13 protein-coding genes are annotated in these 15,483 nt (G+C 72.0%); 6 read left to right on the plus strand and 7 right to left on the minus strand.

The window, feature by feature from the left end:
• Window positions 1-168 precede the first annotated feature (168 nt).
• Entirely contained in the window at window positions 169-2,310 is a 2,142-nt protein-coding gene (locus R6Y94_RS30160) for a chorismate-binding protein (RefSeq protein WP_318399239.1), read from the plus strand.
• A 222-nt stretch (window positions 2,311-2,532) separates the two neighbouring features.
• Here R6Y94_RS30160 and R6Y94_RS30165 read toward each other — a convergent pair whose 3' ends face one another.
• Entirely contained in the window at window positions 2,533-3,621 is a 1,089-nt protein-coding gene (locus tag R6Y94_RS30165) for a winged helix-turn-helix transcriptional regulator (protein WP_318399240.1), read from the minus strand.
• Window positions 3,622-3,703: 82 nt separating this feature from the next.
• Here R6Y94_RS30165 and R6Y94_RS30170 point away from each other — a divergent pair, with 82 nt between their 5' ends.
• Complete coding sequence (locus tag R6Y94_RS30170) at window positions 3,704-4,372, plus strand: GNAT family N-acetyltransferase (RefSeq protein ID WP_318399241.1); 669 nt, start codon at window positions 3,704-3,706, stop codon at window positions 4,370-4,372.
• A gap of 42 nt (window positions 4,373-4,414) precedes the next feature.
• Here the strand turns inward: R6Y94_RS30170 and R6Y94_RS30175 are convergent, their stop codons facing one another.
• The 5 genes from R6Y94_RS30175 to R6Y94_RS30195 all read right to left on the minus strand — a co-directional run bounded on the left by R6Y94_RS30175 (window position 4,415) and on the right by R6Y94_RS30195 (window position 10,153).
• Window positions 4,415-5,275: a DMT family transporter gene (locus R6Y94_RS30175; RefSeq protein WP_318399242.1), complete on the minus strand. Its 861-nt coding sequence runs from the start codon at window positions 5,273-5,275 to the stop codon at window positions 4,415-4,417.
• Window positions 5,276-5,559: 284 nt separating this feature from the next.
• Window positions 5,560-6,768 carry a sn-glycerol-3-phosphate ABC transporter ATP-binding protein UgpC gene (locus R6Y94_RS30180; RefSeq protein ID WP_318399243.1) on the minus strand — a complete coding sequence of 403 codons (1,209 nt, stop codon included), beginning with the start codon at window positions 6,766-6,768 and terminating at the stop codon, window positions 5,560-5,562.
• Between the two features lie 7 nt (window positions 6,769-6,775).
• On the minus strand, window positions 6,776-7,615 hold the full coding sequence (locus R6Y94_RS30185) for a carbohydrate ABC transporter permease (RefSeq protein ID WP_318399244.1): 840 nt from the start codon (window positions 7,613-7,615) through the stop codon (window positions 6,776-6,778).
• Window positions 7,616-7,729: 114 nt separating this feature from the next.
• Complete coding sequence (locus R6Y94_RS30190; protein ID WP_318399245.1) at window positions 7,730-8,710, minus strand: sugar ABC transporter permease; 981 nt, start codon at window positions 8,708-8,710, stop codon at window positions 7,730-7,732.
• Between the two features lie 156 nt (window positions 8,711-8,866).
• Window positions 8,867-10,153, minus strand: coding sequence for an ABC transporter substrate-binding protein (locus tag R6Y94_RS30195; protein WP_318399246.1), 1,287 nt, complete (start codon window positions 10,151-10,153; stop codon window positions 8,867-8,869).
• A gap of 525 nt (window positions 10,154-10,678) precedes the next feature.
• Here R6Y94_RS30195 and R6Y94_RS30200 point away from each other — a divergent pair.
• From R6Y94_RS30200 to R6Y94_RS30210, 3 genes are all read left to right on the plus strand, one after another.
• Window positions 10,679-11,110, plus strand: coding sequence for a hypothetical protein (locus tag R6Y94_RS30200; protein WP_318399247.1), 432 nt, complete (start codon window positions 10,679-10,681; stop codon window positions 11,108-11,110).
• A 148-nt stretch (window positions 11,111-11,258) separates the two neighbouring features.
• Window positions 11,259-11,543, plus strand: coding sequence for a hypothetical protein (locus tag R6Y94_RS30205; protein ID WP_318399248.1), 285 nt, complete (start codon window positions 11,259-11,261; stop codon window positions 11,541-11,543).
• Window positions 11,544-11,696: 153 nt separating this feature from the next.
• A complete protein-coding gene (locus tag R6Y94_RS30210) occupies window positions 11,697-13,724 on the plus strand; it encodes a putative bifunctional diguanylate cyclase/phosphodiesterase (protein ID WP_318399249.1) in 2,028 nt (675 codons plus the stop codon).
• An 84-nt stretch (window positions 13,725-13,808) separates the two neighbouring features.
• Here R6Y94_RS30210 and R6Y94_RS30215 read toward each other — a convergent pair whose 3' ends face one another.
• Window positions 13,809-14,795 (minus strand): FAD-dependent oxidoreductase, encoded by a 987-nt coding sequence (locus R6Y94_RS30215; protein WP_318399250.1) that lies wholly within the window; start codon window positions 14,793-14,795, stop codon window positions 13,809-13,811.
• 242 nt (window positions 14,796-15,037) lie between these two features.
• Here R6Y94_RS30215 and R6Y94_RS30220 point away from each other — a divergent pair, with 242 nt between their 5' ends.
• Window positions 15,038-15,385, plus strand: coding sequence for a hypothetical protein (locus tag R6Y94_RS30220; protein ID WP_318399251.1), 348 nt, complete (start codon window positions 15,038-15,040; stop codon window positions 15,383-15,385).
• Window positions 15,386-15,483 lie beyond the last annotated feature (98 nt).

The following is a 15,483-nucleotide window of genomic DNA, read 5'->3' on the forward strand; positions in this document are numbered from 1 at the left end:
GACTCGGGCCGTGCTCGCGCGACCCAACTCCTGGTGGCCCGCCATCCCGGCGGCCGACCTCCGCGCGTAGCAGTCTTCCACGCGGCCGCCCCACGCGGCGGCCGTCAGGTTCCCCCTACGCCTCTCCGGCCACCGCTCGGGACGGCCCCCGGCTGTGAGGGACGACCGATGACCCTGCTCAACCACCTGCTCGGCACCATCGCGAGCGGCGCCGACCCCGGCCCGTTCGCCCTGCTGCGCCGGGACGGCGCCACCGGCCTGGAGGTCTTCACCGGTGTACCGCACACCGTCGCCGGGCTCGCCGACATCCCCCTGCCGGCCGGGCCGACCGGTCCGCGCACCCTTGCGGTGGTGCCGTACCGGCAGGTCGCCGAACGCGGCTTCGCCTGTGTCGAGGACGGCGCTCCGCTGGAGTGCCTGATGCTCGACGAGCCCGAGCGGGTCCCGCTGACCGACGCGCTGGCAGCCCTGCCCGAGCTGCCGGTACCGGTCCGCGACGCCGGCTTCGACATCGCCGACCCGGAGTACGCGGAGATCGTCGCTCGGGTACTGCGCGACGAGATCGGCCGGGGCGAGGGGGCGAACTTCGTGATCCACCGCTGCTACCTCGGCACCCTGGCCGGTCCCCCGCTGCCGGCGGCGCTGGCCGCGCTGCGCCGGCTGCTCACCGGGGAACGCGGCGCGTACTGGACGTTCCTGGTGTACACCGGCCGGCGGATCCTGGTCGGCGCCTCGCCGGAACGGCACGTCAGCGTCGAGGACGGCCTGGTCATGATGAACCCGATCAGCGGTACGCTGCGCCACCCGGGCCGGCCGGCGGACCGGGAGGAGCTGCTGCGCTTCCTCGCCGATCCGAAGGAGATCGACGAGCTGTACATGGTGCTCGACGAGGAACTGAAGATGATGGCGACCGTGGCCGAGCAGGGCGGCCAGGTGATCGGGCCGTACCTCAAGGAGATGGCGCACCTGACCCACACCGAGTACCTGCTCGCCGGGCGCGGCTCCCGGGACGTCCGGGAGGTGCTCCGGGAGACGATGTTCGCGCCGACCGTCACCGGCAGTCCGATGGAGAACGCCTGCCGGGTGATCGCCCGGCACGAGCGGCGCGGCCGGGGCTACTACGCGGGCGTACTCGCGCTGCTCGGCTTCGACGAGGTCGGGCGGCAGACCCTGGACGCGCCGATCCTGATCCGTACCGCCGAGATCTCGCTGGCCGGCGAGTTGCGGGTGCCGGTCGGCGCGACCCTGGTGCGGCACTCCACCGCCGCCGCCGAGGTGGCCGAGACGCACGCCAAGGCGGCCGGGGTGCTGACCGCGCTGGGGTTGCGGCCGGAGCCGGCCGCCCCCGGCGACCAGGGCAGGGACGTCGCCAGCCCCGGCGACCAGGCCAGGGACGTCGCCAGCCCCGGCGACCAGGTCCGCGTTGTCGTCGGCCCCGGCGTGGTCGGTGTCGGCTCCGAGCCGGCCGCCGGACCGGCACCGGCCGCGGAGGTCCGGCTCGCCGACGACCCGGCGGTGCGGGCCGCGCTGGCCGCCCGCAACACCGGGCTCGCCCCGTTCTGGCTGGAGCAGCGGACGCCGGGCGCCACGGTACGGCCGGAGTTCGCCGGCCGGCGGGTGGTGGTGGTCGACGGGGAGGACACCTTCACCGGCATGCTCGCGCACCAACTGCGGGCGCTCGGCCTGACCGTGACGGTCCGCCCCTGGGCCGGGGTCGCCGAGCCGGGCGGATTCGATCCGGCCAGCGCCGACCTGACGGTGCTGGGCCCGGGGCCGGGCGACCCGGGGCACCCGACCGACCCGAAGATGGTCAGCCTGCGCGGTCTGGTCGGCCGGCTGCTCGACAGCGGGTCACCAACCCTCGGCGTCTGCCTCGGCCACCAGATGCTGGCCGCCCGACTCGGCCTGACCCTGCACCGGCGCGCCACCCCCTACCAGGGGCTGTGCCGGGACGTCACGCTCTTCGACACCGTCGCGCGGGTCGGCTTCTACTCCAGCTACACCGCGCTGGCCGACGCCGACGGGCTGGACACGGCGTACGGGCCGGTGCGGCTGGCCCGGGACCCGGTCGACGGTGCGGTGCACGCGCTGCGCGGGCCGACGTACGCCGGGGTGCAGTTCCATCCGGAGTCGGTGCTGAGCCGGGACGGGATGGCGGTGCTGACCGAGGTGGTGGGCCGGTTGCTCCCGACCCCGGCCGGGTCGGCCCCGGCCTCCGGGGCTTCCCGCACACCGGTGCCGGGGGCAGCGATGCCGCCGGGAGCGGGGCGGGGCGAGACCGGGGCGCATACATCCCGGTATCCCGGGTAGGCATTCGCAAGCCGGTGGTCCGGGCGGGTTGAGAGCCCTCGCCCGGGCCGCCGGTCCACCTGATCCCGATCACGGGGTCGCCGGGATCCAGCCGGATCGGGCCATGCGCAGTCTCCGCTCTGGATCGGCCTGTACTCCCGGGCCCGCCCGGGGATCACACCGCCGCCGAGTCAGTCCCGGACGGTGCCCGGGTCGATGTGCCGCCGCCGGCGACCGCCCGGGTCAGCGAACACCCACCCGGTCGTCCTGCCCGGCCCAGGTGTCGAGGCCGGTCAGCACACCGCGGAGCCGGGCACCGCGCTCGGTGAGGGCGTAGCTGATCCGGGTGGGTGGGCCGGAGTCCACCCGGCGGTGCAGCAGCCCCTCGTCGGCGAGTTCGCGCAGCCGTTCGGTGAGTACCCGCCGGGAGACGCCGGGCAGGGCCTCGACGAGATCGCGGAACCGTGCCTCGCCGTAGCCGAGCACGTGCAGCAGGTCGAGGACCCAGCGCCGGCCGAGCAGTTCCAGTGCCGCCGAGGTGGCCGCCGGGAGCCGCCGATCCGGAGCAGTGGTTACTTTTTCAAACCTGGTTTCCTCTTCCGTCGCCACCTGGTCGGGCCGGCCGGCCGGAGCGCGCTCGTCGGCCAGGAAGACGGCGATGCCGTCGAGCACCCGCCCCAGGCCGAACTCGAAGTCCTGCCGTACGGACCCCGGAGCGGCGCCGAACTGCCCGGTCAGTCGGGACAGCACCGGAAACCGCCCGGTGTCGAGCAGCCGGGTCAGGGTGGCCGTCTCGGCCGCCCACCACTGCTCGGTGCTCATCCCGGTCCGCCGCTCGTCCTCGGCCTCGGTCTGCACGTACCGGGCCGCCCCCTGTACGTAGTCACTGACCGTGAGGTAGACCTGGAGCGTCGTCGCCGGGTCGAGCCCGAAGCCGTCCACGGCGGCCAGTACCCATTCCACGCTGGCCAGCACGTTCGGTCCGAGCGGCGGTCGCCCGGTGCCCGCGACGATCGGCAGCACCCACGGATGCCGCTGGTACATCGCCCACTCCCGGCGGGCGGAGAGCTCGATTCTGGCCCGCCAGCCGGCCGGACCCGGATCCGGATAGTCGATCTCACCGAAGACGCTCTCCACCATCAGGTCGACCAGCTCGGCCTTGCCCGGCACGTACCGGTAGAGCGACATCACCCCCGCGTCCAGGGCGGCGGCGACCCGCCGCATCGAGAGGGTCGCCAGGCCGTACGCGTCGGCGAGCCCGACCGCCACCCGCACGATGCGGTCCAGGCTCAGCCCCGCGCCGGTCCCGGCGTCGTCACCGTCGCGTTCCATCCACTCCCGCCCACCGTCGCTACACAGTACGCACCTCGCGTACACTGTACCCACCCAAACCCGCGAGCGTGACGAGGTGACGATGACCGAGACGATGACGGTACGCCCGGCCGAACCGGCCGACGCCCGGGCGATCGCCGCCACGGTGGGCCGGGCCGGCCAGGACGAGGCGGTGTTGAGTTGGGTGGTGCCGGAGGAGAGCGCCCGCCAGGCGTGTGCGCAGGCGTGGGTCGAGTTCGCCTCCGACTGGGTCGGCGGGGCGCTGGAGGCCGGCGAGATCCTGTTGGCGGGCGACGAGTCGACCAGGATCGGTGGCGTGTCGGTGTGGGAGTTCCGTCCCGGCGGCCGAACCGGATCAGCGGCCGCCGCGGACCCGACCCCAGATGAGCGGCAGGCCGCCTTCCTCGCCCGGGCCTACGGCCGGTACGCGCCCCGGATGGCCCTGGTCGGCGAGCTGATCGCCGCCCGCCACTCCGATCGGGAACCGCACTGGTACCTCCAGCAGATGGTGGTGCTGCCGGAGCTGCGCGGCCGGGGGCTCGGCGGCGCCATGCTGCGGCACCGACTCGTCCGGTCCGACGCCGACGGGATCGGCTGCTGTCTGGAGGCGAGTTCGCCGCGCAACCGCGCACTCTACGAGCGGTACGGCTTCCGGGCCCAGGGCGAACCGATCCGGTTGCCGGACGACGGCCCGACACTCCAGCCGATGTGGCGCGATCCCCGGCCCGCCCCGGCCAGGGCCGGGAAGTGAGCCCCGTCCCGACCACGAGGGGAAGCGGGCGCCCGGGGCTGCTCAGCCGCCCTCGTAGCCTTCCCGGCCGGTGGAGCGGGTGCTGGCCAGCCAGATCCCGAAGCCCATCGCCAGCACGGCGGGCACCTCGACCAGGAGCCGGAGTCCACCGAACGACAGCGTCTCGTGGAACGCCGTCACCCCGATCACGACGCTGGCCACCGGGTCCACCAGGGTGATCGAGGTGAGTGGCGCGGCCAGCGGACCGTTCTGGAAGGCGTTCTGGTTCAGCGCCACCGAGGAGAACCCGACGACGGCCAGCGCGTACAGGTGCCAGTCGGTCAGCGTCGAGAGCGGGTCGTCGGTGACCCGGTCGGCGACGGACTTCAGCAGCGACGCGGTGCCGGCGTAGAGCAGCCCGCTGGCGATCCCGAGCAGTGTTCCCCGGGCGGCGCCGGTGGCCCGGTGGGCGAGAAGCAGGCAGATCCCTACCAGGGCACCGCCGATGAACGCGACTCCGAGCCAGCCCATCAGGGACGGCTGGGACACCCCCGCCCGGGGCCGGGCAGCGCCGAGGAAGGCGGCGAGCCCCAAGACACAGGCGGTGACCGCGGTGACGTCACGGGGATGTGGCCGGCGGTGGTCGAGGGCCGCCTCCAGCGGGATCGCCAGGAACATCCCGCTGATCAGCAGAGGCTGGATCAGGGTCAGCGGCCCGAACCGCAGGGCGATCGCCTGGAGCACCGTACCGGCCAGGTCGGGGACCTTTGCCAGCAGCCAGCTCTTCCGGCGCAGCAGCCGGATGAGCAACCGCGGATCGGCCGTCCCGTGCTGCGGTTCCCGGCGCGCGGCACGCTGTTGCAAGGCGGCCCCGAAGGCGAAGCAGGCGGCGGAGCTGAGCGCCAGCGCGACCGCCGCGATCACGCGGCGGCCCCGGCCCCGCAGGGCGGCCCGTGCTCCGTACCCACACAACTACGCTACGTGTTGAAATTGCCACTCACGGACGGTTCCGGGCGCCGGTCGTCTCACCCGCTCGCCGGCACGGGCCGAGTCGACACGACGGTGCCCGGACCTACCGGGAGGCTTCCCGGTCCCGTCCGGGCACCGTCAGCACCGGGCAACCAGCCCGGGCACCGTCGGGCCGGGCACCAGTCCGGGCACCCTCGGCGCCGGACAACCAGGCGTGGCCGAGTCCACCCTTCCCGGGCTCAGGCGGCGAGCGCGCCGGCGGCCCGGCCCTCGTGCAGGGTGAGGTTGCGGCCGTTCGACGGGTCGAACAGGTGGATCTTCTCCAGGTTGAACCAGAGCCGGTGGTTCTGCCCCTCGGTGACCGGAGACTCCGCCGACAGCCGGGTCACCAGATTCGCCCCGCCGCCGCTGAACCCGTCCGCGCCCACGTCCGCGGCTAGTTCCTCCAGCTCCGCCGCGCTGGCCCGCTCACCGGAGACGGTGAGATAGACGTACTTGTCCGAGCCCATCGACTCGACGATCTCGACCGGCGCCTCAAACTCCATCCCCCGCCCCCGGGTCTGCTCGTCGACCAGCCCGGCGTCCTCGAAATGCTCCGGACGGATGCCGAGGATCAGCTCCCGGGAGGCGTCCTCGGCCGCCAGCTCGCGCCGGAGCCGGTCGCCGAGGGGTACGTCGCCGACCGCCGTGCGCAGCCTGTCGTCCTCGACGGCGGCATGCAGGAAGTTCATCGCCGGCGAGCCGATGAACCCGGCGACGAAGAGGTTCGCCGGGTGGTCGTACAACTCCTGGGGCGGGCCGACCTGCTGCACCGCACCGCCCCGCATGATCACCACCCGGTCGCCGAGGGTCATCGCCTCGGTCTGGTCGTGCGTCACGTACACCGTCGTGGTGCCGAGCTGCTTCTGCAACCGGGACACCACGGTACGCATCTGCACCCGCAACTTGGCGTCGAGGTTGGAGAGCGGCTCGTCCATCAGGAACGCCTTCGGGCTGCGGACGATCGCCCGCCCCATCGCCACCCGCTGGCGCTGCCCACCGGAGAGGTTCGCCGGCTTGCGGTCCAGCAGCGGGGTCAGCTCCAGCACCTTGGCCGCCTCGGCCACCTTCTGCTCGACGGTTGCCCTGTCCAGCTTGGCAAGCCGGAGCGGGAACGCCATGTTCTCCCGGACGGTCATGTTGGGATAGAGGGCGTACGACTGGAAGACCATTGCGATGTCCCGATCCCGCGGTGCCTTGTCGTTGACCCGCTCACCGTCGATGCGCAGCTCGCCCGAGCTGATGTCCTCCAGTCCGGCGATCATGTTGAGGGTGGTCGACTTTCCGCAGCCCGACGGGCCGACCAGGATGACGAACTCGCCGTCGGCGATCTCCAGGTCGACGTCCCGGACCGCGACCGTCCCGTCCGGGAAGCTCTTGCTCACCTTGTCCAGCACGATGTCAGCCACTGCGACCTCACCCCTTCACGGCGCCGGACGTCAGGCCCGACACGATGCGACGCTGGAAGAACAGCACGAACAGAATGATCGGAATCGTGATCACCACGGCGGCGGCGCAGATCGCCCCGGTCGGGTCCTCGAACTGCGACTCCCCGGTGAAGAACGACAGCGCCACCGGTACCGTGCGGGACCGCTCGGTCGAGGTCAGCGAGATCGCGAAGAGGAAGTCGTTCCAGCAGAAGATGAAGACCAGGATCGCGGTGGTGAAGACCCCGGGCGCGGCCAGCGGCGCGATCACCCGGCGGAACGCCTGCCCGGAGGTGGCGCCGTCCATCTTGGCGGCCTTTTCCAGGTCCCACGGGATCTGCTTGAAGAACGCCGACAGCGTGTAGATGGCCAGTGGCAGCGAGAAGGTGATGTACGGCAGGATCAGCCCCGGCCAGGTGTCGAAGAGCCCGAGGGACCGCTCGATCTCGAACAGTGGCGAGACGAGCGACACCTGCGGAAACATCGCGATCAGCAGGGAGACCCCGACCAGCGCCTTCTTGCCCGGAAAGTCCAGCCGGGCCACCGCGTACGCGGCCATGGTGCCGAGCACCACCGCGATGGTGGTGGCGATCAGGGCGATCCCGATCGAGTTGCCCAGAGCCCGGAGAAACTGGTTGGTGGAAAAGATCGTGCGGTAGTTGTCCAGGGTCCACTCCCGGGGGATGAAGTTCCCGTCGGTGAGCGTGCCGGTGGTCTTGAACGACAGCGACGCGATCCAGAGCACCGGGACCAGCGCGAAGACCACCACCACGAGATCCAGCAGTCCCCACCGCCACTTCGCCGTGGCCGTGGTGTCACTGGCGGCCATCAGAGCCTCCTTCCGTTCGCGACTGCGGTGCTCCGCTTCGCTGCACTCCTCGCGCTCACCGGAGCCTCCTTCCGTTCGCGACTGCGGTGCTCCGCTTCGCTGCACTCCTCGCGCTCACCGGCGACCTCCCTCGTCCGTGCTGCCCGGGGCAGCGGTGCCGAACAGCTTCACGAAGACGAACGCGATGACCGCCACGGCCAGGAAGATCAGTACCGACATGGTCGACCCGATCCCGAGGTTGAGCCCACGCATCAGGTTGTTGTAGGCGAGCATCGACACCGACGAGGTCTCGTTCGACCCGGCCGTCAGCACGAAGATGTTGTCGAAGACCCGGAACGCGTCCAGGGTGCGGAACAGCAGCGCCACCAGGATCGCCGGCTTCATCACCGGCAACATGACCTTGGTGAACCGCTGCCAGGCGGTGGCGCCGTCCATCGAGGCCGCCTTGAGCAGGTCCTCAGGCACCAGCGCCAGGCCCGCCATCAGCAGCAGCGCCATGAACGGGGTGGTCTTCCAGATCTCCGCCAGCATGATGATCGCCAGCGCGCTGGCCCGTTCGGTCAGCGGCGCCCCCTCGCCGAAGAGCGTGGCCAGATAACCGGTGCCGGGTGTCCAGGCGTACCGCCAGGAGAAGGCCGCCACCACCGTGACGATGCCGTACGGGATCAGCGCCGACGTGCGGACCAGCCCGCGCCCGACGATGGTCCGGTGCATCACGACGGCCAGTCCCATGCCCAGCACCAGCTCGACGGCGACCGTCACGACGGTGATCAGCATGGTCACCCCGAACGCGGTCCACCAGTAGTCGTTCGTCAGCACCGTGACGTAGTTGGCCAGCCCGACGAACTCCCGCTCGTCCGGGAACTTGAGGTCGAAGCGCTGCAACGACAGCCAGACGGAGTAGAGGATCGGATAGGCGGTCACGGCCAGCATCACCAACGCGGCCGGGGCGCAGAGCAGCCAGCCCAACCGGCGCTCGGCCCGCTTCCCCTCGCTCAGCGCCGCCCGACCGGCCCGGCCGCGCCGGGGCGCCGGGACCGCCGGGGTCGTACCGGCCCGGTCCACGCCGGTCGCGGTCTCGGTCTCCGTGCTCATGTCGTCACTCCGCTGCGCTCCGTGCCGCCATCAGGCACACCCACACTGACCTGGCTGATTCGCTCACTTCGTTCGCTCATGTCGTCACTCCGCTGCGCTCCGTGCCGCCATGAGGCACACCCACACTGACCTGGCTGATTCGCTCACTTCGTTCGCTCATGGCAGCACCCCCTTGGAATCGAGCGCGTCCTGCGTCGCCTCCCGCATCCGGTCCGCGGTCCGCTCCGGGTCGATCGACGACGGCGGGGAGAGCGTCGCCGACAGCACGGTCGAGATGTTCTGGTACGCCGGACTGCGCGGCCGGGTCGCCGGGTCCTTCAACTCCTCGAGAATGGTGTCCCGCATCGGGTACGCCTCGGCCATCTCCGGCTCGGCGTAGACGCTCTCGATGGTCGGCGGTACCCCGTCGTTGATCGCGGAGAACTTCTGGTGCTCCGCGTCGCGCAGGCAGGACGCGGCGTCGAAGGACTCGTCGGGATGCCGGGAGTACCGGCTGACCCCGAGGTTGAACCCGCCGATCGTCACCTTGCTCGGTGTGCCCGGGTCCACGCCCGGATAGCGGGCCCACTTCACCTTCTTCGCCAGCTCCGGGTCCGCCTCCTGCATGGCCGGATAGACGAACGGCCAGTTGAGCTGGAAGGCGCCCGCCCCGGACTGGAAGTCGAGTCGCGCCTGGTCCTCGATCGTGTTCGAGAAGGAGGAGGTGGTGATCCCGGCGGTGGCGAAGTTCCGCAGCACCTCCAGAGCCCGGACGGCACCCTCGTCGAAGACCGCCTTACTGCCGTCGTCGTTGATGATCTGGCCACCCGCGCTAGCCACCAGCGTGTTGTAGAGGACGACGAGTCCCTCGTACTGGGCGCCCATGGTGATCACCCGGTACGGCTGGCCCCGCCCCCGCAGGTCCTGGGCCATCCGGATCATCTCGTCCCAGGTACGCGGCGGCTGCGGCACCAGGTCGGAGCGGTACCAGAGCAGTTGCACGTTGGTGTTCTTCGGCGCGGCGTAGAGCTTGCCCTCGTACCGGGCGGTCTCCAGCGGGCCGGCCAGGGTGCCGCGCTCGGCCTCGGCCCGGTGCTCGCCGGTCCACTCCAGCAGCCAGCCCGCGCTGGCGAACTCCTGGGTCCAGGTGACGTCCAGGCCCAGGATGTCCATCCCCGAGTCCTCGGCGGCCAGCCGGCGGACCAACTGCACCCGCTGGTCGTCGGCGGCCCGGGGCAGCACCCGGTACGCGATCCGGTACCGCCCGCCCGCCTTCGCGTTGCAGTCGTCGACCACCTTCTGGATGTTCTGCTCGGTGGTGTAGTAGAGGTTGATCGTCGGAGTACCGCCGTCCTCCCCGGAGCCGCAGGCGGCGAGCGGCACCAGCAGCGTCAGTACCGTCAGCGCCGCCGCCAGCCGGAACCGGCACCGCCGGGGCGGGCCACCCCGCTCGGGCTCAGTCATGTCGGCACCCCGCTGTCCTCCCGGCCGTTGTGCCTACGTCGGCCTCCGCCGATCGTGACCGCCGCTGGCAGCCCGCCGACCGCCTGTCGCGCGCCTGGTGACCGCTCATCACGCCGTCCTCCCTTATGACGGCCGGGGCGGCAACCGTCCCGGCACACGGCGAAAGCACCCCGCCTCCGGCCGCAGGCGAACCGCCGGACCGGGCGTAGGTGTCGGATACCCCCACTGCCCCGCCGCCCAGCGACCGAAACATCGACAAGCCTCGACGCCGCAGTGCCCCGACCGTCACCGGGGGCCGATCCCAGGTCCACTGTGGTATTCCCGGCGGCGGGCACCTCGGCTACCGTGGGTGCTACCTCCGGCGCCAGCAGGTCGCCGTCGATGCCGACACGCCCGGTGGACCGGCCACGTCGCCCGATCGGCGCGGGCCGGGCCGGGCCGTCCGGAGCGGCAGGTTCCGATAGGCGAAACGCGCCCCGTCCCCGCGATCCTTGGGCAGGATCGTCTGCAAGAGGAGGTGCCGCCGTGCAGAACACCCGGGCGCTCACCCTGTCCTTCGAGGTCAGCGGGCCACCACCGGTCAAGACCGAGGCGCTGTCGATCTTCGCGGCCGGACACCGGCAGGCCGCCCGGGTCCGTACGCTGCTCCAGGCCGCCTGCGCCGCGGCGCAGCGCAGCGGCTGGACGGCGTTGACCGAGCCGGTCGCCCTGGAGATCGTGCTGCGCTGCCCGCCGGGTCGACGCACCTCCGACGCGGCGACCCTGATCGGCGGGATCGGCGCCGTGCTCCAGGACAAGAAACGGGCCACCGACATCGGCCTCGCCCACCTCGGCGTACTCGCCGATGTCGCGCTCTACGTGGACGACCGGCAGATCCAGCGGGTCTCGTACCGGGAGGAGCCGGCCGAGGAGATGTCGTACCTGGTCCGGGTGTGCAGCCTGCCGCCCGTGCTGTGAGCCGGACGCCGGGCGCCGGCGGAGGGCGGGACGCCGGAAGCGGTACCCCGGCCCCGGTTTGACCACCACCTCCGGCTGGGTACGCCGTCGGCGACCGACGGGTGACGGGGACCGGCGGGCAACGGCACCGGCGACGAAGGGAGCGGTGATGTCGGAGCCACACGTCACGCTCGACCCCACCGGGCTCGCCCCGGCGCGGCAGCACCTGCGCGGACCGCTGGAGGAGCAGCTCAGCTCCGCACTGCGCGCGGCAATCGACCGGGTCCGGGCCGACTATGCCGGTGAACCGGTCGATGAGGTCTGCCGCCGGCTGCTCGACGAGACCCGGGCGGGGCTGCATCCGGACATCGCCGACGGATTCACCCCGGACATGGACGAGTTCTGCCGGGTGGCCGTCGCGATCGTCCGGCGGGACGACCCCGGATCCCCCTGAGCCCCGCCCCGACCTGGTCAAGATCGACGGCTGTCGGCGTAGGGGCGTTGGCCGTGGGGCTCCGGCCTCCGTACACTCAGTGCGCCGTCACGGCCGACCGTGCGCGTCCCGCGTCCCCTGCACCGGATCCGGTCGATCTCTACGGGAGGCCCAGTGCCCGCACTGCCGTCCAGTGTGCCCACCGCGGTGCTCGACACCACCTCCACCGCCCTGCTGACCACCGCCGAGAACGGCGAGGTGACCTGGTACAACCGGGCGGCCCAGCGACTCGGCCAGCTCATCGGCACGGACATCGGCTCGCTGCCGTTCGGCGCCGCGACCCCGGACGGACCGCCGGTCGAGCTGCGCTGCCCGACGGTCGACGGCGTGGTCCGGCACCTGCGGGTGACGTGTCGGCGGTTGCCGCCGCCGCCACGCGCCGAACCGGAGCCGGACGGCCAGTTGGTGTACGAGCTGGCCGACGTCACCGAGCAGCGCGCCGACCGGCGCCGCGCCGACGACTACGCCTGGCGGCTGGCCCACATCGAGCAGTTGGCCCGGGTCGGCACCTGGGAGTGGCACCTCCCCACCGACCAGGTGGTGTGGTCACCCACCCTGAAGGCGATGATCGGACTGGCCCCGGAGACCGCGCTCGACTACCCGACCTACCGGAAGATGATCCACCCGGACGACGTCGAAATGATCGAGGCGACGCTGGACCGGGCGATCCGGGAGGCCAACTCGTTCACCTACACCCACCGGATGTACCTGGCGAACAGCCGGCAGATGCGCGTCCTGGAGTGCTACGGCGAGGTCTTCACCGACGACTCCGGCCGGCCGCTGCGGATGCTCGGCACCGCACACGACATCACCGAGATCCGGCAGGTCCAGGACGAGCTGGCATACCTGGCCGAGCACGATCCGCTGACCGGGCTGCCGAACCGGCGGGCCCTGACCGCCCGGATGAGCAAGCTGACCGCTGCCGGCGGCCCGGCGGCGGCCGCACTTCTCCTGATCGATATCGACAACTTCAAGGACATCAACGACCTGCGCGGGCACGCCATCGGCGACGAGGTGCTCCGGCTGCTGGCCCGGCTGCTCCCCAACCACCTGCCTGCCGAGGCGGTGCTCGGCCGGCTGGGCGGTGACGAGTTCGCCGTCCTGCTACCGGACTGCGACGCCGACCGGGCACTCGCGATCGGGGCCGGGCTCTGTGACCTGGTCGCCCGTACCCCGCTCGCGGTGCGCGGCGAGCCGCTGCGGGTGACGCTGAGCATCGGCGCCGCCCCGCTGGACACCGCCGACGACGACACCCTGCTGCTCGCCCACGCCGACCTGGCGCTCTACCAGGCCAAGGGCGAGGGCCGCAACCGGGCCCGGCTCTTCGCGCCGGAGCAGCAACGGCTGGCCGCCCAGCGGGTCGACCTGGTCTCTCGGGTACGCCGGGCGCTGGACACCGGCCAGTTGCAGCTCGACGCCCAGCCGATCATCGACCTCGGCGATGACCAGGTGCGCAGCTACGAGCTGCTGATGCGGGTACGCGACAACCATCGCCGGCAGATCGGCCCCGGCGACTTCCTGCCGGCGCTGGAGCGCGGCGACATGATCTACGAGCTGGACCGCTGGGTGGTGGAGACCGCTACCGGAGCACTCGCCGCGGCCCGGGCGGCCGGGGTGGAACTGCGGCTGGACGTCAACATCTCCAGCCGCTCGCTGGAGGATCCGAGCTTCGGTGACTGGGTGGTCGGCACGCTGGCCGCCGCGGGCGTACCGGCGACCCAGCTCGGCCTGGAGATCACCGAGACCACCGCCATCGCCAACCTGGCCGCCGCCCGCCGGCTGGCCTCCACGCTCACCTCGGCCGGCTGCCGGTTCAGCCTGGACGACTTCGGCGCCGGCTACGGCTCCTTCGTCTACCTCAAGCACCTGCCGTTCAGCGCGGTCAAGATCGCGGGTGAGTTCGTCCGGCAGGCCGACCACGGCGGCTCCGACCCGATCCTGATCGACGCGGTGGTGCGGGCCGCGCACGGGCTCGGGATGCGGACGGTCGCCGAGCACATCGACCGGCCCGAACTGGTGCCGGTACTGCGCGAACTCGGCGTCGACCGGGGCCAGGGATACCACCTGGGCCGCCCGGAGCCGCTGCACGAACTGATGGCCCGGACCATCGCTCGGGGCGGGGTCTCCGCGACCCTCCGCTGAACGCCACGGTCACGGAAGGCTGGGCCCCGGAACCAACCCTCGCGGTCCACCGCGACGTAAGGGGAGGTGGAAGAGGTTCGATGATCATGGCGTCTGGCCGACGACCAGCGCCACCACCTCGTCGGCACAACCCCAGCCCAGGGTGATCCCGGCACCGCCGTGCCCGTAGTTGTGGACCAGCCGGGCCGATCCGGCCAGCCCGGACACGTCCTCGGCCAGCCGGGCCCCGCCGAGCCGGCCGGGACGCAGCCCGGCGAGCTGCCCGAGCACCGGCGCTCCGGCCAGCTCCGGGACCAGCGCGACGCACCGGGCCAGGATCGCCGCGCCGGCTTCCTCGTCCGGCCCGGTCTCCGTCCGGTACGGCTCGAAGGTGCCGCCCAGCACCACGTCCCGGCTGCGCGGGTGTACGTAGGTGCTGCCGGCCGGGTTCCCCTCGTCGCGTACCGAGGTGGTCAGGCCGGGGTTGCCGACCAGCACGATCCGGCCCCGGATCGGGTGCACGGCCGGGTCGTCGGCGAGTTTGCCGGCGGCCAGCCCGGTCGCGTTGACGACCAGCGGCGGCCGGCGCGCCGACGGCCACACCTCGGCCGCGATCGCGGGCACGTCGGCGAGCCGGTCCACCCGGTACCGGCGCACCGGCACCTCCAGCCGAGCGAGCCGGTCGACCAGCCAGGCCAGGTACGGGCCCATCTCGACAGTCGGCACGGTGAACCGCCACTGTCCGGCGTACCCGTCCGGGGGTGCGACGGCCCGGAAGTCGGGCACCGCCGGGGCCCACCACGGATCCCCGGTCGCCGGCTCGCGCAGCAGCATCCGGGTCGGCCGCATCACCACGCCCGGCACCGCCTGCCGGGCGTGCCCGGCAAGCACCTCGAAGGTGCGCCCAGCCCAGCCCAGCACCCGGGGATCGCCACTGGTCCGGGTCGGGTACCAGACCGCGGCGGCGACCCGGGAGACCGTGTCGGCCGGATCGTCGGCGGTCAGCACCACCACCCGGGCACCGGCCTCGGCCAGCCGTACCGCGGTGGTCAGCCCGACCACCCCTGCGCCCAGCACCACGACGTCCGACATCACATCAGCCTGCCGGTCGAGCCCGCGATACGTCCAGCGCGAGCGGGTAGCGACCGTCGGTCCCGGTCAGCTTTGGCCCGGGAAGACCTTCGGACCCGGTCACGGAACACCTCCCGCAGGGTAGTCGCATTCTCACTCCAGGTCCATACAGGAAGACCCCTAAACTGCGCCGGAACCCCGTAAGTAATTAAACTTGCTTGACGAGGGATCAATGAGGGTTTCTGCGCATGAAAGGTACGACTATGCTCAGGACCGTGAAGGAAGAGATGGACCGCGAGCTCAGCGCTTCCACCCGGACCCAGCGTTACGTGGTGGTGTCCGAGGTCGTCGTCGAGGTGGAGAACGACTACCGACTCCGGGCGGCGGCACTGGCCAAACTGGACGCCGTGGCGTCGAGCACCCCCGAGGGGCTGGAGCGGATGCGCAGCCGCATCGAGGGTGACACCGCGGTCGCGCTCGACTTCCTCACCGATCCCGTCGCGGCCATCGCCGCCGCGGACGGCATCCGCGCACACGGCCACGGCATCCGGGTGCGCCGATATCTCCCCCGCGACGACGGCGACGGCGGTCCCGGCGGCGAGGAGCGGTGAACGTCGAACCTCTTTCAACCCTTGCGGGCCGCCGTGGCCGCAGGTGAGAGTCGGCGCGCGCCGCGCTGTTCAGGTTGACAGAGGTTCATTCCCCGGCC

The organism is Plantactinospora sp. KLBMP9567, assembly GCF_033446045.1.
Classification (GTDB): Bacteria; Actinomycetota; Actinomycetes; order Mycobacteriales; family Micromonosporaceae; genus Plantactinospora.